This window comes from [Bacillus] enclensis, from assembly GCF_001456935.1.
Taxonomy (GTDB): domain Bacteria; phylum Bacillota; class Bacilli; order Bacillales; family Bacillaceae_B; genus Rossellomorea; species Rossellomorea enclensis.
In genome coordinates this window covers 498,231-514,950 of the sequence record NZ_KQ758482.1, presented here as the reverse complement: position 1 = coordinate 514,950, position 16,720 = coordinate 498,231, and the positions used below count along the sequence as shown (strand labels likewise).

24 protein-coding genes are annotated in these 16,720 nt (G+C 42.8%); 21 read left to right on the top strand and 3 right to left on the bottom strand.

Annotated features, from left to right (window positions below; all coding sequences use genetic code 11):
- The first annotated feature begins 26 nt into the window (after positions 1-26).
- The 18 genes from AS034_RS02565 (at position 27) to AS034_RS02480 (ending at position 10,802) form a co-directional block, all read left to right on the top strand.
- Complete coding sequence (locus AS034_RS02565; RefSeq protein WP_058297413.1) at positions 27-449, top strand: NUDIX hydrolase; 423 nt, start codon at positions 27-29, stop codon at positions 447-449.
- A 196-nt stretch (positions 450-645) separates the two neighbouring features.
- Positions 646-1,281: a DUF3108 domain-containing protein gene (locus AS034_RS02560; protein WP_058297412.1), complete on the top strand. Its 636-nt coding sequence runs from the start codon at positions 646-648 to the stop codon at positions 1,279-1,281.
- Positions 1,282-1,422: 141 nt separating this feature from the next.
- The gene (locus AS034_RS02555) at positions 1,423-1,695 is read left to right on the top strand and encodes a CD3324 family protein (RefSeq protein ID WP_058297411.1); all 273 of its coding nucleotides are present in this window, start codon (positions 1,423-1,425) and stop codon (positions 1,693-1,695) included.
- Between the two features lie 140 nt (positions 1,696-1,835).
- Positions 1,836-2,354: a GNAT family N-acetyltransferase gene (locus AS034_RS02550; RefSeq protein ID WP_058297410.1), complete on the top strand. Its 519-nt coding sequence runs from the start codon at positions 1,836-1,838 to the stop codon at positions 2,352-2,354.
- Between the two features lie 46 nt (positions 2,355-2,400).
- Positions 2,401-2,802: an NUDIX hydrolase gene (locus AS034_RS02545; protein WP_058297409.1), complete on the top strand. Its 402-nt coding sequence runs from the start codon at positions 2,401-2,403 to the stop codon at positions 2,800-2,802.
- 80 nt (positions 2,803-2,882) lie between these two features.
- Positions 2,883-3,611 (top strand): alpha/beta fold hydrolase, encoded by a 729-nt coding sequence (locus AS034_RS02540; RefSeq protein ID WP_058297408.1) that lies wholly within the window; start codon positions 2,883-2,885, stop codon positions 3,609-3,611.
- 8 nt (positions 3,612-3,619) lie between these two features.
- Complete coding sequence (locus tag AS034_RS02535) at positions 3,620-4,219, top strand: GNAT family N-acetyltransferase (protein WP_052011568.1); 600 nt, start codon at positions 3,620-3,622, stop codon at positions 4,217-4,219.
- 22 nt (positions 4,220-4,241) lie between these two features.
- Positions 4,242-4,823: a histidine phosphatase family protein gene (locus tag AS034_RS02530; protein ID WP_058297407.1), complete on the top strand. Its 582-nt coding sequence runs from the start codon at positions 4,242-4,244 to the stop codon at positions 4,821-4,823.
- Between the two features lie 29 nt (positions 4,824-4,852).
- Positions 4,853-5,197 carry an ASCH domain-containing protein gene (locus AS034_RS02525; protein WP_058297406.1) on the top strand — a complete coding sequence of 115 codons (345 nt, stop codon included), beginning with the start codon at positions 4,853-4,855 and terminating at the stop codon, positions 5,195-5,197.
- An 11-nt stretch (positions 5,198-5,208) separates the two neighbouring features.
- A complete protein-coding gene (locus AS034_RS02520) occupies positions 5,209-6,138 on the top strand; it encodes a zinc-dependent alcohol dehydrogenase (RefSeq protein WP_058297405.1) in 930 nt (309 codons plus the stop codon).
- Positions 6,139-6,163: 25 nt separating this feature from the next.
- On the top strand, positions 6,164-6,367 hold the full coding sequence (locus tag AS034_RS02515; protein WP_058297404.1) for a hypothetical protein: 204 nt from the start codon (positions 6,164-6,166) through the stop codon (positions 6,365-6,367).
- A 78-nt stretch (positions 6,368-6,445) separates the two neighbouring features.
- A complete protein-coding gene (locus AS034_RS02510; protein WP_058297403.1) occupies positions 6,446-6,922 on the top strand; it encodes a hypothetical protein in 477 nt (158 codons plus the stop codon).
- 39 nt (positions 6,923-6,961) lie between these two features.
- Positions 6,962-7,336: a GNAT family N-acetyltransferase gene (locus tag AS034_RS02505; protein ID WP_058297402.1), complete on the top strand. Its 375-nt coding sequence runs from the start codon at positions 6,962-6,964 to the stop codon at positions 7,334-7,336.
- A 59-nt stretch (positions 7,337-7,395) separates the two neighbouring features.
- Positions 7,396-7,683 carry a hypothetical protein gene (locus tag AS034_RS02500; RefSeq protein WP_058297401.1) on the top strand — a complete coding sequence of 96 codons (288 nt, stop codon included), beginning with the start codon at positions 7,396-7,398 and terminating at the stop codon, positions 7,681-7,683.
- Between the two features lie 213 nt (positions 7,684-7,896).
- On the top strand, positions 7,897-8,721 hold the full coding sequence (locus tag AS034_RS02495) for an MBL fold metallo-hydrolase (RefSeq protein WP_058297400.1): 825 nt from the start codon (positions 7,897-7,899) through the stop codon (positions 8,719-8,721).
- Positions 8,722-8,883: 162 nt separating this feature from the next.
- Entirely contained in the window at positions 8,884-9,849 is a 966-nt protein-coding gene (locus AS034_RS02490) for a quinone oxidoreductase family protein (protein WP_058297399.1), read from the top strand.
- Positions 9,850-9,925: 76 nt separating this feature from the next.
- Positions 9,926-10,432, top strand: a complete 507-nt coding sequence (locus AS034_RS02485; RefSeq protein ID WP_058297398.1) for a GNAT family N-acetyltransferase — start codon at positions 9,926-9,928, stop codon at positions 10,430-10,432.
- A gap of 70 nt (positions 10,433-10,502) precedes the next feature.
- Entirely contained in the window at positions 10,503-10,802 is a 300-nt protein-coding gene (locus AS034_RS02480; protein WP_058297397.1) for a hypothetical protein, read from the top strand.
- A 489-nt stretch (positions 10,803-11,291) separates the two neighbouring features.
- Here AS034_RS02480 and AS034_RS02475 read toward each other — a convergent pair whose 3' ends face one another.
- From AS034_RS02475 to AS034_RS02465, 3 genes are read right to left on the bottom strand one after another with little or no spacing between them, the layout of a single operon-like run.
- The gene (locus AS034_RS02475; RefSeq protein ID WP_058297396.1) at positions 11,292-12,659 is read right to left on the bottom strand and encodes a PTS ascorbate transporter subunit IIC; all 1,368 of its coding nucleotides are present in this window, start codon (positions 12,657-12,659) and stop codon (positions 11,292-11,294) included.
- Between the two features lie 30 nt (positions 12,660-12,689).
- On the bottom strand, positions 12,690-12,956 hold the full coding sequence (locus AS034_RS02470; RefSeq protein WP_032088202.1) for a PTS sugar transporter subunit IIB: 267 nt from the start codon (positions 12,954-12,956) through the stop codon (positions 12,690-12,692).
- Positions 12,957-12,975: 19 nt separating this feature from the next.
- On the bottom strand, positions 12,976-15,087 hold the full coding sequence (locus tag AS034_RS02465) for a BglG family transcription antiterminator (RefSeq protein WP_058297395.1): 2,112 nt from the start codon (positions 15,085-15,087) through the stop codon (positions 12,976-12,978).
- 342 nt (positions 15,088-15,429) lie between these two features.
- Here AS034_RS02465 and AS034_RS02460 point away from each other — a divergent pair, with 342 nt between their 5' ends.
- The 3 genes from AS034_RS02460 (at position 15,430) to AS034_RS02450 (ending at position 16,687) form a co-directional block, all read left to right on the top strand.
- Positions 15,430-15,684, top strand: coding sequence for a hypothetical protein (locus tag AS034_RS02460; RefSeq protein WP_058297394.1), 255 nt, complete (start codon positions 15,430-15,432; stop codon positions 15,682-15,684).
- A gap of 79 nt (positions 15,685-15,763) precedes the next feature.
- On the top strand, positions 15,764-16,093 hold the full coding sequence (locus AS034_RS02455; RefSeq protein ID WP_058297393.1) for an HIT domain-containing protein: 330 nt from the start codon (positions 15,764-15,766) through the stop codon (positions 16,091-16,093).
- A gap of 51 nt (positions 16,094-16,144) precedes the next feature.
- Positions 16,145-16,687 (top strand): GNAT family N-acetyltransferase, encoded by a 543-nt coding sequence (locus tag AS034_RS02450; protein WP_058297392.1) that lies wholly within the window; start codon positions 16,145-16,147, stop codon positions 16,685-16,687.
- The last annotated feature ends 33 nt before the right edge of the window (positions 16,688-16,720 follow it).

The following is a 16,720-nucleotide window of genomic DNA, read 5'->3' as shown; positions in this document are numbered from 1 at the left end:
AACATTATTAATTAGGAAGTGATCAAATGCAAGGCTACAACGTCTTAATGATTTACGACAAAGAAATGACCAAGCTGTTAATGTGTGAGAGGCTGAAAGAACCGTACAAGGGACTGCGTAATTTAGTCGGCGGGAAAATTGAAGAAGGAGAAACAGGGCTGGAGGCTGCTTATAGAGAATTATTAGAAGAAACTTCTATAACCGCCGAGGATGTTACTCTTCATCATTTAATGGATTTTACGTACTACCATCTAAAATGTTTTGTAGAAGTGTATGTCGGCAGACTGAACCGGAATGTATCGGTTTCAGGGGATGAAAATATACTCTATTGGTCTGGTTTGGATCAGAACTTCTATGATATGTCCTTGTATGCCGGAGAAGGGAATATTGGACATATGATTGAGCAGGTGAATTTAGTTAAAGGAAGACTGTTTTCAGCAGCAACTTAAGACATTTAGTGTGAAAATCCAGGAGGGGGATCGTCTAAATCGAATAGGATTGCTTTATAAGCGTTGATTTGATTTCAAAGCCTTTATTAATGAGATTTATCAATTCAGTTTGAGCTATCAGATTTAATCCTGAAATTCATTCTTTTGATAAATTAATGACGGATTTCTATCCATAGCATGAAGAGGAGCGGGGTAAATGCCTGATCTTATTGGTATAGACGGCAATGCATTAAAAGAAGAAACAGATAAAAAAGAGGTATTTCTAATTGAAAACGGCAATGAAACAAGGGCAGGTTTTACTACAGAAACAATAAAATTTGGTTTAAGGGATGGAAAGGAGGTCATTGAAAGAGAGCAGGCTTTAACTTCCGACATATTAGGGAATCGAAAAAGTATCACGATTGTTGAAAAGGCTTCTTTCAAACCCGTTTCTTTTACTGATTACATAGATGATGTCCAAAGTGTAAAAGCAAGTTATGGGGATAACACGGTGAGTATAGAAAAAGAGGGAAAGCAATATAACAAAACGCTTCCAAGTTGTTATGATACTTTTTCCGTGGAGATGATCTTAAGGGCCTTGCCGTTAAGAAGCAGGTATACATTGGATTTTAATGGATTCAATGCCGTATCAGACTCTGAGGTTACTGTCAGGATTAGCGTAGCAGAAGAGGAACGTAGTAAAAAAGGTCCAGGCGAATTCGTCGATGCATGGAAAGTGAAGACATACTTCGGGGAAACCTTGCAATATTACTGGATCGACACAGTGAGTAAAGAATTGCTCAAGCAGTCATCCCTGGTGGGAGAGGGATTGACTTTAGAATTTAGAAGGTAAACAAATGGGAGGAGGTTAGACAAAATGGGAAAGTATCCAAACCTAAAGATATTCACTCGCTAGTGGCAGAGGCTGCTGGAAAGTGAGTAGAGAGCGGTCTTTGCTGTTTCTTATACATTTTATGAGAAAGCAGGGACGTTTATGGGATATAAAAAGGCAAGCGATGTACTGCCGAAAGAATTAGTGCAGATCATCCAGGAATATATTGACGGGGATTATGTTTACATCCCGAGGAAAAGAGGAAGTCAGCTTTCCTGGGGAGAGAAAAATGGGACAAGGCAAGCTTTTAAAGAGAGAGATCAAATGATTTATAGGCGTTACATTAATGGTGCTTCAAAAGCGAAACTGGCTGAAGTGTACCACCTATCTCTCAAGAGCATCGAGAGGATTATCTACAAAGAAAAGAATAAGTGATTATGAGGAGTGTCTTATGCAGAGATAAAGCATAAGGCATTTTTTTTGCTCATTATCACTACATAACAGGACTTTAGGGAGCGAGATATAACCGGATGCTATAAAATGGAAGTAATGAAATGAAAGGGTGAGATTGGTAGATGGGTTATACAATCAGGAAGAGAACTCAGGAAGATGTGGCTGAATTCATTACGTGGACTTATGAAGGAGTGTATTCATTTTACGATAATAACATTCAGGAGGAAAAAATAAAAGGCTTCCTCCAAAGTGTCAATACCGACCAAATGTATTCAGTTGTGGATGGTCAAGGAGAATTGCTCGGCAACTGCGAATTCTTTGAGGTGGGAGACCCATCGGAAGAAATAATAGCTGTTGGCGTTCAAATGAGGCCTGATCTAACAGGAAAAGGAAATGGACTCGAATTTATACAATCCATCATCGAACAGGGAAGAAGATTAATAGGGTATAACCATTTGGAGTTGGCGGTCGCGGAATTCAATAAACGCGCCATCCATGTTTATGAACAAGCAGGTTTTAAAAGAAAAGGAGACTTTGAGAACACAATCAGAGGTGAAGATTACAATTTCATCATTATGGAAAAGGACTGGAAAATCGAAAGGGATGGTGACGGTAAACAAAGAATCATCAGAAAACCCTGAATGGTTGTGGTAAAATTTAACTTATTAGATATATCGAGGTGACATGATGAAACAATGGTTTGGATCTGCAGCAATCTGCATCAACGAGCGTAATGAAGTCCTTATGGTTCGGGGCAATGATAGTGATAGATGGGCCATTCCGTCAGGCGGTATTGAAATAGGAGAGACGCCTGAAGATTGCTGCATAAGGGAAGTGAAAGAAGAGACAGGGTATGAGGTCAGGATCCTCGAGAAACTGACTATTAAAGAGACCGTATTAAAAGGAATCAAAGTGAGAACCCATTATTTTAAAGTGGAAAAGCTGGGTGATAGTGCAGGTATCAATGATCCGGATGAAACAATTAGTGAAGCAGCCTGGAAGTCATTATCTAATCTACATGACTTGGACCACATGTATCCGGAAGATGTGCAGACGATTTTAGGTTGCAGCGATTTAATTATAGGTTGACAGGGTTTGGCTTACTTAACGTTCACAATCTTACAAAGAGAATTTACAAAGTACAGGTTGAAGAAAGGAATTCTATGAAAATGTCGGACTGCCTTTTTGAAGAAAAATATGTAAAAGTAAAACACTTCAATATTTGTGTGAAAGTATTCGGAGAACAGAAATGGAAACCAACGGTAGTGATGGACGCAGGATACGGAGACTATTCTAAAACGTGGGAAAACATCGCCCCAGTTATTGCTGAAGAAACAGGAGTTATTCTGTATGACCGGGCGGGGCTTGGTAACAGTGAAAAGAGTTCAACCCCGCGAACAAGTGACAATATGGTTGATGAGTTAAAAGAAATGCTCACGGAAATGAACATACATCCGCCATATTTACTCGTTGGCCATTCATTTGGCGGGGTGAATATGAGATTGTTTGCAACCAAGTACCCTGAAAAAGTCAGCGGGTTGATTTTAGTCGACTCCACACCGGAGGATTATAGAGAAGATTTCCTTCCTACTATGCCGGCTGAGTTTCAAAAAGCATATAAGGATCAGTTCGTTTATGAAAGCAATTATAAAGAATTTATAGAGAGTTTAAAATTGGTTAAGAAATCAAGGAAGCAGCTCAATATCCCTTTGGCCGTCATTGCAGCCGGGAAGAAAGCTCATTATTCTGCCTCCTCACAACAGCTCTGGAACAATATGCAAAAGGAGCTGCTTACCATATCGACAAACAGCCGGTTTATTCTCGCTGAAAACAGTGCTCACTATATTCAGTATGACGAGCCCATGGTTGTAGTTGAAGCCATTAAACGTTTAATTTGAGGTGCTGAATGATTATTTATTATGGAACTCCTTCTATAGAAACAGAACGATTATTGCTGCAAAAGTTCACGCTTACTGATACTCTGGCCGCATTTGACAACTGGCTCTCTGACGAACGGGTGTCAGACAACCGGGTGAGTGCCGCGCATCAATCCGTTTCAGAAACAAAGGAGCGGGTGAATCGGATTCTTTCAGACTATGAAAGTGAAGAGTTCTGCTATTGGGCAATAAAGCTTAAGGAAAGCGGAGAACTGATAGGCGAGATTGATTTATATGATATGGAAGAAGCTACGGGAAATTGTGAGGTCAGTTATTCGCTAGGATACCGGTGGTGGAACAAAGGCTATGGCACAGAAGCATTGAGGGCAGTTGTGGAATTCGGTTTCACTAAAATGAAACTGCATAAGATTTCTGCTGCTCATAACACAGATAATCCTGCATCCGGGAGAATCATGAACAAAGCCGGGATGATGCAGGAAGGAACAATCCGGGATATGATCCGGAATTCGAAGAATCAATATAAGGATTGTGCGGTTTACGGGATTCTGCAAGAAGATTATTTTAGTGGAAATAATGGAAACAGATATATTTTAAACCTATCAATCTAACGTTTTTTATTTGGAGGATTAAATGGAATTACTATTTATTAGACATGGACAAGGTGAACACACCCTGGATGTACCTGACAGCTTACATACTTCAGATCCTTCCTTAACCTTTGAGGGAATCAACCAAGCAAAGGAGCTGAAAAGGAATTTTTCTTTAACCCACTCCGATGTCCTGATCATCAGCCCGGTTAGAAGAACACTGCAAACCGCTCAAATCTGGAGTGAAGACACGGCATGCAAGAAAATAGTCAGTCCCCTCGTATCACCAAGAATGTTTCCCCAGAATCCAGAATGGGTGACCCTGCCCTGTGATCAAATACTCACTAAAGACAAAATAAGAGAAGATTTTCCAGACTTTCATGTGGAGGAAGAACGTGCAGGGGAATGGTGGGAAAAAGGGATAAACACATTGCCGGATACAGAGTTTCAGATACTGGCGAAAGATTTTCTGGAATGGTGTAAATCGTTCGGGAATCATCGAATATATATAGTTTCCCATGACGGGACGATTACTTCCTACCGCCAGTTTATCACCGGCAGAGAGCTTAGCAGAAAAGATTTCCCTAAGGAAACCGGGTTTCTCGAAGTTCAATATAATCGGTGAAGTTAATCATCTAAAAAAGGAGAGCTCCCATGAATGCACTCATCATTAAATCACCCTGGATCGATAGGATCTTTGAAGGAAAGAAAACGTGGGAAATAAGGGGATCGAACACAAAAAACCGCGGGAAGATTGCGCTGATCAAAAGCGGTTCGGGCATGGTCTATGGCGAAGTCGATCTCATTGATAGTAAAGAGTTGAATTTAACAGAGTACCAGGAAAGCAGAAGATTCCACGGTGTGGAAAGTGAAGCTGCTTCTGTACTGCCATACAAAAGAACGTACGCCTGGGTGCTTGATAATCCGAAGATCTATAAACAGCCTGTTCCTTATAAGCATCCGATGGGTGCGGTCATTTGGGTCAGGCTGCCCGAATAGGAATGATTAAAATGAAACAAAACTCACTTATGCTGCTTGGTAAAAAAGAATTGAAATGGATACAAAATGAATTACCGCCGCTCGCACACGATGAAGTCCTGGTGAAAACAATAGCAGGGGCGATCAGCATCGGAGCGGAACTGCCGCAGTATCTTGAAACAGACATCACAGAGAGGCAGCCGGTCTATCCTAAAGAAACCGGGTATGAAAACTATGGTGAAATCATAGAGGTCGGTAAAGGGGTTGCCAAGCTCAAAAAAGGAGATAGAGTCATTGCTTCCTTCGGGCATAAAGATTTTGGGGTCATTCCAGAATATAAAGCCTTACCAGTTCCAAGAGATATCCATTACACCAATGCACTGCTTACCATATTGTCATGTGACGCAGCAAAAGGAGTAATGAAACTAAATCCAGGCAAAGAAGACAAAGTATTGGTGACCGGAATGGGGACTATGGGCATTCTGACGGTTTATTTTCTCAGGGAATATATGAATGTGAAGCACATTGATGTTGTAGAACCGAACGCTACCAGGGGGCACTTAGCGGAAAAAATAGGGGCAAGTGATGTATTTCCAAACACCTCGGAATGCCCAAAGGATTTTTATGACTACGGCTTGGAGTGCTCAGGGAACAATGCCGCATTTCATTGCCTGCAAATATCCCTTCTGCCTGAAGCTGGACTATGCATCCTGTCTGACGGAAATAAGGACATCTTTGAACTCCAGCCTGAATTTTATGAGAAGGAATTAAGAATTTTAGGCTCGAGTGACGGCTGGAATTACCGTAAGCATTCCCTGTGGTATTTTGAAAATGTGAAAAGCAGAGGCTCGGTTCTCAATCAATTGTTTGAACTCACCATCGGGAAGGAAGAGTTGATCCGATGTTTTGAAGATTTGGGAGAAGGACGCATGAACCCTTTGAAAGTATTGGTGAAGTATTAACCTTCAACTGAACAGGAGGAGGTACATGATGGATCCGAAACAGAATCAAAAGCTGCGTAAGGTTCAATCCATATACAGAAAAAAGAAATACAGACGCCGGACCGGAAGTGAGGAAAACAGAACCTGGACACTGGTGGTAGGGATAAGTGTCCTGATCATGTTTTTCTTTCTGATCATGAGTGTTTTGTTTGATATCGGTGTATCGCTGCCGTCGTTTTTTGGAAGATGATTTTTTTACCCTGACCTGAAGGACTGAAGACATTAAGCACACAATGCTTTAAAGGAACATACAGACAGGGGGAATTTGATGAACATTTCATTGCATTCACCAATAAATGCAGAACAACTGGCACGGTTTATAGAAAAAATGAATACGAAACAATCAAGCCATGTCGGCTATTGCGGTGAGGAGAAAAACGAAATCTTAGATGCTCTCCTGAATGACTTTTCCGATAAGGAACTCGAAGATTCATTCATTGTTGCGTACAGAGATGATCGAATCGTTGGAGCCGTAGGGTTTGATATTGACATTGATGAAAAGACGGCTGAGGTTTGGGGGCCATTTTTAGAAGACGGAGAGAGGTGGGATGACCTTGCCGTTTCCATATGGCAGCAAGCCTCTATATTATTAAGAATGAATGATATTAAAAGTGTCTCTTTTTTCTTGAACCAGTTCAATACAGTTGCCATACAATTTGTATCCTTGCTGAAGGGAGTTTGCAGGGGGAAACATTTAATCTTAAAGGCTTCCAGGAAAAATCATCAACTCAGCAATGAACATTAGAAAGTATCCTCAGTCAAACCTGAGTAAAAGTCTGGTTTCTTGAAGTTACACAAACAATCATTTCCCAATACGTATTACCACGGAGATTACATTTGGGATAAATTGAGTGATGAAAATCAGCTGCTGACTGCAGTAGCTGGCAATGATGACCTTGCCGGCTATGTGTATATTGAAGCCTCGCCAAGACATGGTGAAGGGAGGATTGAATACATAGCTGTCTCTAAGAAACATCGAAAAAAGGGAGTCGGCGCATTGCTTGTCAAAGCGGCTCTCAATACCTTGTTTGAGCATTCCTCAATAAATGAGATAGTACTTTGTGTAAATGAAGAAAACAAAACGGCCGTAAATCTATATACAGCTGCGGGGTTTGATGTGCAGTATGAAATGATGCTTTATCAGGTTCAAGTCAGGTAGATTAATTTTGCCTGAATTCCTGTCACTGTAAAAACATACAGAAAGGGGAACCGGCTGAAATGGTCAATACTCTCCCAGGTAAAATTGCAGCAATTATACTGGTGGTTTTTGTTATTCAACTTATTGCCTTTATCGTTGCTGTGTTTTCAAGTAATGGGTTTGGGGCTATGGTGAATTTTATTCAATTTGCCCCTTCTACGGCAGTGATGGGTCTGTTATTCGGCGCCCTCGGCGTGAAAAAGGAAAAGGGTGCAGGAAGGATGATTTCGGTTATTACTTTACTGATAGGCTTAATCTTTGCCGGGATTTCACTGATTATTTTATTTGGTTATTCTTTTGGGGGATAAAACTGTTTTAATAGAACATCGTGCCTGGATTGACCTATAGCCGAAGTTCCATTTTTTAATCTTTCTCCGAAAACATTAATTTTCAAATGCAATTCGCACTCCAAAACAATACCCTACGACTAAAGTAGCACCCGGCCATCATCTAAATGAAGGAAGAATCCACCAGGAATTTTCTGTAATCTAAAGATACATAAATCTTTGGAGGAATGAATAATGAAAAAATACATCTGTACGACGTGCGGAGTCCAATATCCTGCAAGTACTTGTGAGCCGGATCACTGTCCGATTTGTGAAGAAGAAAGGCAATATGTAAATCCTGAAGGCCAGTCATGGACGACCCATGTTGAATTGGCGGAGAGCGGAAACTATAAAAATACCATTACAAAAGAGGAAGAAGGTCTTTACAGTATCACGACAACTCCGAAACTAGGGATCGGGCAAACAGCTTATCTGGTCATTGGTGATGGTTTCAATGTTCTATGGGACTGTATCACGTACCTCGATGACGAAACAATTGCATTCATTCGTTCATTGGGTGGTATCGATGCGATTGCCCTTTCTCACCCCCACTACTATTCAAGGCAGGCAGATTGGGCCGAAGTGTTCGACGCGCCGATTTATATCCATCATGATGACCGCGAATGGATTATGGAACCGAGTGGATATATCCAACTTTGGAAAGGTGAAGAGAAAGCGTTGAGTGAATGGGTGATTTTGCATCGTCTCGGAGGGCATTTTAAAGGCGGAGCAGTGCTACATTGGGAAAATGGGGTTGACGGGAAAGGCAAGCTTCTTTCTGGGGATATCATTCAAGTGGTTGCGGATACGAAATGGGTGAGCTTTATGTACAGCTACCCGAACTTGATCCCCCTGCCAGCTGAAAAAGTAGAAGAGATGGCTGCAAAAGTGCGGGATCTGCCTTTTGAAAGGTTATACAATGCTTTTCATAAAGTGGTAAAAGAAAATGCCGATGAAGCGGTTCAGAGATCTGCGGAGCGCTATATTAAAGCGGTTAATGGGGATTGGTTTGAGACGTGAATAACAGCCTGCCCTTTTTGGACCGGAAAATAAAAAGATTCATAAGTAAATAGAAGCACTTCTTATTCATTTTTTGTATTATCCCAAATGACTGGTATTGAATTATTATGGAATTGAAGAAGGCAGGCATAACTTATAATTTGTTCAAATGGGGGAATCAACATGAAAGCGGTCATACAAAATGAATTTGGAAATGCGGATGTCCTGCGGTTTGCAGAAGTGGACAGGCCGCACATACAAGAAGGGGAGGTGTTGATCCGGACCGCATATACGAGCGTCAACTATGCTGATATCAAGAAACGTAATGGTGCAAAAGGGAAGGGGAAATTCCCTATGATTCTTGGGCTCGACGCAGCCGGGACAATTGAGGAGGCCGGGCGTGATTCACCATTTTCGGTTGGAGACCGCGTCATGGCGTTTCCTAGTGCAGGTTCATATGCAGAATATGTAAAAGCGAAAGAATCATTGGTCTTCAAGATTCCTGATAAGTTGTCGTTCGAAAAGGCTGCAGCCATGCCAACAGTTTCGATTTTATCTTATCTCTTGATTCATGAAATTGGGGAAGTGAAAGAAGGAGACACGGTTGTCGTTCACAGTGCTGCAGGCGGCGTCGGTTCCATGCTGGTGCAAATGTCGAAACTGGCAGGCGCAGAAAGCGTGATCGCCACGGTTGGCGACCTTGGTAAAGAAGAGTACGTGAAAGAATTAGGCGCGGATGCAGTTTGTACATATGACACTTTTACCGATATCACCACAGATAAAACCGATGGGCGGGGCGCAGATGTGATTTTCGATTCTGTTGCAGGTGAAGTGACCGGCAAAAGTATGGATTGCCTTGCCCTCTACGGCACGCTTGTGCAATTCGGCAACAGCAGCGGTAAAGCCGGCGTCTTTAAAACCAGCGACGTTCATAGCAGCTGCAGGAATGTGAAGGGGTTCAGCTTAGGAACGACGAGAAAGTACAGGCCGGAACGTCTATGGCCCGTTGCGGAGAAAGTGCTGGAACTCTTTTCTACGGAAAAAGTGAAACTTCCGATTGCGAGGGTGTTTGACTTGAGGGATGCTGCGCTTGCTCATCAACTGGTGGAGGGCCGGCAGTATGAGGGGAAGGTTTTGTTAAGGGTTTAATAGTGATTTGAGTGAATGTTAATTTCTAGTGTGGCTGCACAAATACAATATGATAAAAGACTTAGGGGGTCCTTTTATGATAGAAGTGAAAAAGGCTGGTACTGAACATATCAAAGGAATAATCAATGTTTGTTCAGAGGGATATAGAGATACATATAAGGAAACACATGCAGATACATATATAGAAAGAGTCATAGCTGAATTTTATCATCATGATCGAATTCTTAAGGAAATCACCCATACAAGCAGCGATTGGAATGGATGGTATGTGGCGATAGAAGGACACAAAGTTGTCGGCGCAATCGGCGGAGGACTGATCAGTATAGAAGAGGGAGAAATCTTTGTCCTTTATCTAGACCCAAATCGCAGGGGGGAAGGAATAGGAACCAAACTGTTACAAGGTTTTACTGACGTGCAGCGGGAAAACGGAGCGAAAAAGCAGTGGGTGTCTGTTGCCAAAGGAAATGAAAAGGGGATCCCTTTTTATGAAGCGCGAAAATTCGAGTTTGTAAAGGAACAAGAGAGTTTCGGGAATACAGAAGGGGAAGGTTATCTTTCGTGGAGATATTGTAGAAGTGTGTAATTTAGTAGAGAAAAAAGTCTTTCTGATACTATAGTAAATAAATAATAATGATTAGGAAGGAGGACTGACCGTGGACATTTTCCTGATCTCCACCATTGCTTCCATAGCAACTGTTATCATTTTCTCACTCCTATTCAAAAACAAAACCAAAATTGATAAAGGATTTAAGATGAATTATTTTGGATTATCTTATAGGAGAAAAATGATTCGGACATTAATATCCTTTCCGCTCATCGTGTTAATCACGATTTTCATGATGTACATAGACTTAAGCAAAGCAATAAAAATTAGTTTTGTTCTTTTCATCCTTGTGGCGTTTGCGATCCAATTTTTCTATAACTATTATATGTGGAAGAAAAAAGAAAGCTAGATAGGGCGGGAGAAAGGACCGCTGACCCGTATTGCTTATCTAAGTAATTTAAGCAAAAAACAAAATAAGTCAGCATATATAAAAAAATTCAGCACAAATACATTTTTATCACCATAAATCTGAAAAATCATCATTATTGGTGAAGATTCAGCATAATACTGGCTCACTCAGGTTATTGTAGAGGGGAAACGAGGCAGTAGTGGGTTATGTGGCTGCTGGTCACTTGTTTTCAAGCCACTTTACGTCTTTTTCAAGCCACTTTTTAAAAATGCGTTCCACTTTCTTAATTTACGCACCCCTTTTACAAAAATACGATCCACTTTTCCAATTTTTCAAGCCACTTGTCGAAAAATCTTTAAAACAGTGGCACCTACCTATTCCAAGAGGTGTAAGGAAAAGAACCGTGCCCTAACCCTTTCCGCACCCACAACAAACCAAAGAAGCCCCGCCCCCAAAAAAGGGAATCACGGGACTTCAACATATCACTTATTAAGCGGCTTCCGTTCCATTCTTATCCTCACTAGCTTTAGATCTAAACCCGATAAAGAACAACACCGCCAAAACCACGATGATCGCTGCAAACAGGACACCGGCAGAATCAAACAGTTTTACAAGGTTGCCAAGCACGATTCCGACAACACCGAAGTCGGCATCACCGAATGTGGTTCCCTGGAATCCTAACGATCCAAGGACCGGCAGCAATAGAGCAGGGAGGAAGCTGATCATGACACCGTTTGCCATTGAACCGATGATTGCGCCGCGGCGGCCGCCGGTTGAGTTTCCGAAGACTCCTGCCGCTGCACCTGTGAAGAAGTGGGGGACGAGTCCCGGGACGATGACCTTTAAGCCGAGCAATGGCAGGAACAGCATGCTGACAAGTCCTGCGATGAAACTAAACAGGAAGCCGATGATGACAGCGTTACCCGCGAACGGGAAGATGGCCGGGCAATCAAGGGCAGGTTTAGCATTCGGGACGATTTTGTCCGCGATGCCTTTGAAGGCAGGGACGATTTCTCCAAGGAGCATGCGCACACCCGCAAGGATGATGTAGACACCCGCAGCAAATGTGATCCCCTGCATGAACGCGAACACAAGGAAGTTCTGTCCGTCGCTCAGCTGACCTTCAACGAAAGCAGGCCCAGCCGCGCCAGCGACGATGAAGAACAAGATGACCATCGTCAAGGATACGGAAACGGAGGTATCCCTGAGGAATCCGAGTGATTTCGGAACTTTTATTTCCTCTGTTGATTTGGAACCTTTTCCTACGACTTTCCCTACTGCGGCGGAAGCCAGATATCCGACCGAACCGAAGTGACCGATGGCAAAGTCATCAGAACCGGTGACCTTGCGAGTGAACGGTTGAAGCATCGCCGGTGAAAGGACCATCAGTGAACCAAGGATGATCGAGCCAAGGATGATCAATGGCACACCGGAAAGACCTCCAGTCGTAAGGATGACAGCAATCAAGCAGGCCATGAACATCGTATGGTGACCGGTTAAGAAGATATATTTAAAAGGACTGAAACGTGCAATCAGAATGTTCACGACCATACCGAACAGCATGATCATCGCTGTTTCTGTACCAAAGCTTTCCTGGGCCAGTGCTACGATCGCTTCATTGTTGGGGATGACCCCGTCGACCGCGAAGGCTTCGTTGAACATGCTGCTGAATTGACCGAGTGACTGGACAAGCACATTCGCACCCGCTCCGAGTATGACGAAGCCCATCACGGTCTTCAGTGTGCCGGAAACGACATCCCCGGAATTTTTCTTCTGGACAAGAAGGCCGACAAGAGCAAAGAGTCCGACAAGGATTGCAGGTGTACCAAGGATGTCTTTCATAATGATATCAACCATTTATATCGCTCCTTTGTTTGAAAAATGGGACTAGATATTTTGTTCCAACGCAGACTTCAATTCGTTTTTATCCATCAGGTTCTTCAGTTTAACGACATTTTTGCGGCCGTCTTCAAGGCTGCCCACTATATCTTCGGAACCGATGAACAGATCCGCCTGTTCCGTTTTCGCAGTTGTCAGATCCGTATGGGAAACCTCTGCTTCTTTGCCCATGTCCTTAAGAGCCGCTTTAATATTCATCTCCACGATCATGCTGCTTCCTAATCCATTTCCACATACTACTAATACTTTTTTCATGTTGTTTTCCTCCTCTAATTTATACTTCAATTGTTTGGTTTATTAAGTCGATTACGGTGTTTGAATCTTCTGTTGAAATCAGCTTCTCCACATTTTCTTCATTGGACAGCAGTTCAGTGAGCTGGGCCAATGCTTTTAGATGGGTTTGATTATCGATCGCGGCCAATACGATGATCAGCTGGGCACGATGCTTTTCTTTTTCGGAAAAATAAACAGGTTCTTTCAGCCTCAGAAAACTCATCCCCAGCTCCTCGACCCCTGTTTCCGGACGTGCATGGGGGATGGCGATCCCCGGGGCAATCACGATATAAGGGCCTAATTCCTTTACATTTTCAATCATAGCTTTCACATATGACGGGGTGATAGAGTGCTGGGCGATGAGCGGACGGGAAGCTGTTTCGATGGCTTCTTCCCAAGTGTCCACGCTGTCTTTCAGTACGATCGTTTCTTCTGTCAGTAATTCATTGAGCATAGGCTTTCTTAGCTCCTTTAGCTGTGGAGTTTTTTGTTCAAGGAAGCGGACCAGTTCATGCTTTAACTCATCTTCTTGATGGACGTCAGCATGGCGTTTGATGAGATCGATGAGGTGATCGGTCATCGCTTTCCCGGGTGCATTCGGATCGAACAGCTCATTCATCCGATGCATGACCCGTTCCTTTTCCACGTTCGTCAGGATAGCGGGAACATGGATGACGGGAATGTCCTTTGCTTTTATATAATTGGTTGAAAAAATGACGTCTGCCGAATGGTGTTTCGTCTGGTATTCCCTCATGGAGATCGTGGCGGTCACATTCAGTCCTGCAATCAGATTCTCCAGCTGGGTCCTTAGCATATTGGACGTGCCGATTCCGTTTTCACAGACGATAATGGACCTGAACTTCGTTTCCACTGACTTTTTCTCTTTAGACAGCCAGCCGCCAAAATGAAGGGTGATATAGGCAGCTTCTTCTTCAGGCACTCGTTTCCCGACATATAGTTCCAAATGCCTGATCACCCGTTTGGTCAGGTGAAAAATGTCCGGGTAGGTATCCTGGATGCTTCCGGCCAAATCATTGACGATATGGAGCCCGTACTTCAGCCGGTAATAGGTCGGCTTAATATGGGAGATCAGGTTTTCTTCCAGTCCTCGCCGGTCGTCGAATACCACACACGAATACAATTGAAAATCATCAATCATATTGCGGACAACTTCCCTGAGTCCTGATAATTCCTGTTCGGTGTAATGATCAAAATTATCATGCTGAACCTTCGAACCAAGCAGGTTCATGGTGATAAAGCAGGTTTCATCTTCAGGGAAGGTGACCCCCTTGTAAGCTTCAAGTTTTTGTGTGATGAGCGTGGCGGCCTTGAAGGCATCCGTTTGCTTGAGTACCTCTTTTTCAGCCCTGGGCACCTGGATGAATTCATCGAGATCGATCCGCTTTATGACTATTAAGATCTGCAGCGATAAAATCTCGACCATTTCATCCGTCAGCGTCAACCCCATGTCACTTTCCGCTTCGAAAAGAATTTCCCTCACTACTCGTCTCTGATCGGTTTCACTTGACCAGGTGGAAGCTTCGGGGTGAATCATCTTGTAGACCTCATTCCGGACATTCTGCCAATCTTCATGTGAGAAGATGGCTGCGAGAATGGTGGAGAGCATCGTTCTCTTTGCTTCCTCGGACCCACGCAGGCGGTACCCGGAACCTTTCTTGTAATAAAGCTCTAAACCGGCATCCTTGAAATCCTGCTTGATCTCTTTAATCTCCTTCGCAATCGTCCCGCGGCTCATGCTCGTCAAGTCCATGAAGACTTTCATGGTCGCGTCCTGTTCTTCAAGTAAGATTTTTGCCTTAATCAGCACTCCGCGTTCCTGCTTCGATAATTGATACTGCCAATCTTCAAAACTCTCATCTTGCTTCAGCATCAGCTTCGATTTCGATTGAGGGGGCAGGAACAAACCCTGACCATGTTTACTATCAATCGGTTCTAACTTCTGAGTCCGCAGCCAGCTATTGATCTGGTCGAGGTCATAATAAATGGTCCGCTGGGACAAATTCATCCTTTCGACCAAAACCTTCGTCGGGACAGGCTCGTCAGATTGCTGAATGATGGATAATAGGTGTGCACGTCTCTTATCCAATACCATGAGGATCCTCCTTACAGCTGTCATCTGGCTTGAATTTTGCATTTTTATATTCTTGAATTAATTGATGATCATCTTATGAATCTAGTATAAGGGCTATTTTAAAGGAATGAAAGGGGTTTCAGTGTATAGAGTTTGTTTGTTTAATTTTGCAAAATTGAACAGTTAAGAGGTTTGAGTGATATTTACTTCCATTAAAAGGATGGCATGGAATTTAAATGAGTACACTTCTCCCGTTGGGAAAATGGAAAGAGCCCGGGAAAACCAGTTCTCAGCAGATTCTGGCTGTGATAAACTGGTATTATCATATTTTTCCAAATCGTGTGAAATAGAGGAGAACAATTCATGCAAAACTCCACACGCTTCAAACCAGAGTATATAACTTTCTCGCTGATCGTCATCATAGGCACGGTTTTAGTGTTGACACTATTTACTGGCTTGGCTTCCATACAAGGCAGCCTTACATTTATTTTAATTATTGTATTTCTTTCCTTTTTAACAGCTGATCTTAAGAAGGGGTTCTCTAAATACAAATCACCAAATACAGCCTATAAGTATGTAGTATTGATATTTCTGTTCTCTTTCTTAACACTCATGTAAATACCGATATTTAATTTAACAAGGGAATTCCAAAATATCGGAGTTCCCTTTCTTTAACCAAATCAAAGGAGGAAATGAAATGACCAACGACTTTTATTGTGATGAAGTATTAAGCGGGAATACCGAAGTGAAGAAAGTGCTGGAAACCGATCATGTGCTGGCTTATCATCATACCCGTCCATTTTATCCTGTACATATTGTGGCCATTCCGAAGAGCCATATTTCGTCTTTAATTACGTTGGAGGACAGTGATAATGAATTGCTGCTCGAACTGATGGGAGTGATCAGGAAGGTTGCTGCCATGATAACCGAGGAGCACGGTGCATGCCGTGTGATTACCAATTTGGGGAACTATCAGGATTCTAAGCATCTGCATTGGCATATTGTTTCGGGGAAGCCGGCGGGGTGATGAAATTAATTAAGAGAAGGTAATGACAAGGGGAATGGAGTTATCGGAACAATGAAGATAAAAATGATACCGAAGCAATGGAAAACAAACAGACTCTTCATAAAGGACATGACTGAAGAAGAAATTCAACCCGTCCAGGAACTGTACGAACAAGGAAGCTACATCCATCAATGGGACGGCGGCAGCTTTGATAAAGAGTATGCTTACCGCTGTTTTACCGAGGGTGACATTCCGCCTGGTGGAACTAATGCTCAATTTAAAATTCAAGTGATCCGGTTAAAGGGTAATGGACACCTTGCTGGATTGCTGACCACGTATCACGGCTACCCGGCAACTGAATCCTTTTATATTAACTACCTGTATATTGAAAAGGAATTCCATAGAAAAGGTCTTGGTCAGGAAGTGGTCAGTGAACTCTTATCTATTATGGAGCAAGCTGGATATCGAGAAGTGCGGGCAAATGTAGCAATCAAAAATTGGCCCGCACTCAGGTTTTGGACGGAGCAGGGGCTTGATACCATTCAGGGGATTTATGGCGATAGAGAATACGGTGCCTGTAAATATGCTGATATAGAGCTGGTAAAGGTTTTTTAGATTGAAGACACCCGGCGTAACAGGTTAACTGGA

Coding starts and splice junctions, on each gene's coding strand:
- AS034_RS02565 (WP_058297413.1), top strand. CDS start 27: ATGCAAGGCTACAACGTCTTAATGATTTACGACAAAGAAATGACCAAG.
- AS034_RS02560 (WP_058297412.1), top strand. CDS start 646: ATGCCTGATCTTATTGGTATAGACGGCAATGCATTAAAAGAAGAAACA.
- AS034_RS02555 (WP_058297411.1), top strand. CDS start 1,423: ATGGGATATAAAAAGGCAAGCGATGTACTGCCGAAAGAATTAGTGCAG.
- AS034_RS02550 (WP_058297410.1), top strand. CDS start 1,836: ATGGGTTATACAATCAGGAAGAGAACTCAGGAAGATGTGGCTGAATTC.
- AS034_RS02545 (WP_058297409.1), top strand. CDS start 2,401: ATGAAACAATGGTTTGGATCTGCAGCAATCTGCATCAACGAGCGTAAT.
- AS034_RS02540 (WP_058297408.1), top strand. CDS start 2,883: ATGTCGGACTGCCTTTTTGAAGAAAAATATGTAAAAGTAAAACACTTC.
- AS034_RS02535 (WP_052011568.1), top strand. CDS start 3,620: ATGATTATTTATTATGGAACTCCTTCTATAGAAACAGAACGATTATTG.
- AS034_RS02530 (WP_058297407.1), top strand. CDS start 4,242: ATGGAATTACTATTTATTAGACATGGACAAGGTGAACACACCCTGGAT.
- AS034_RS02525 (WP_058297406.1), top strand. CDS start 4,853: ATGAATGCACTCATCATTAAATCACCCTGGATCGATAGGATCTTTGAA.
- AS034_RS02520 (WP_058297405.1), top strand. CDS start 5,209: ATGAAACAAAACTCACTTATGCTGCTTGGTAAAAAAGAATTGAAATGG.
- AS034_RS02515 (WP_058297404.1), top strand. CDS start 6,164: ATGATGGATCCGAAACAGAATCAAAAGCTGCGTAAGGTTCAATCCATA.
- AS034_RS02510 (WP_058297403.1), top strand. CDS start 6,446: ATGAACATTTCATTGCATTCACCAATAAATGCAGAACAACTGGCACGG.
- AS034_RS02500 (WP_058297401.1), top strand. CDS start 7,396: ATGGTCAATACTCTCCCAGGTAAAATTGCAGCAATTATACTGGTGGTT.
- AS034_RS02495 (WP_058297400.1), top strand. CDS start 7,897: ATGAAAAAATACATCTGTACGACGTGCGGAGTCCAATATCCTGCAAGT.
- AS034_RS02490 (WP_058297399.1), top strand. CDS start 8,884: ATGAAAGCGGTCATACAAAATGAATTTGGAAATGCGGATGTCCTGCGG.
- AS034_RS02485 (WP_058297398.1), top strand. CDS start 9,926: ATGATAGAAGTGAAAAAGGCTGGTACTGAACATATCAAAGGAATAATC.
- AS034_RS02475 (WP_058297396.1), bottom strand. CDS start 12,659: ATGGTTGATATCATTATGAAAGACATCCTTGGTACACCTGCAATCCTT.
- AS034_RS02470 (WP_032088202.1), bottom strand. CDS start 12,956: ATGAAAAAAGTATTAGTAGTATGTGGAAATGGATTAGGAAGCAGCATG.
- AS034_RS02465 (WP_058297395.1), bottom strand. CDS start 15,087: ATGGTATTGGATAAGAGACGTGCACACCTATTATCCATCATTCAGCAA.
- AS034_RS02460 (WP_058297394.1), top strand. CDS start 15,430: ATGCAAAACTCCACACGCTTCAAACCAGAGTATATAACTTTCTCGCTG.
- AS034_RS02455 (WP_058297393.1), top strand. CDS start 15,764: ATGACCAACGACTTTTATTGTGATGAAGTATTAAGCGGGAATACCGAA.
- AS034_RS02450 (WP_058297392.1), top strand. CDS start 16,145: ATGAAGATAAAAATGATACCGAAGCAATGGAAAACAAACAGACTCTTC.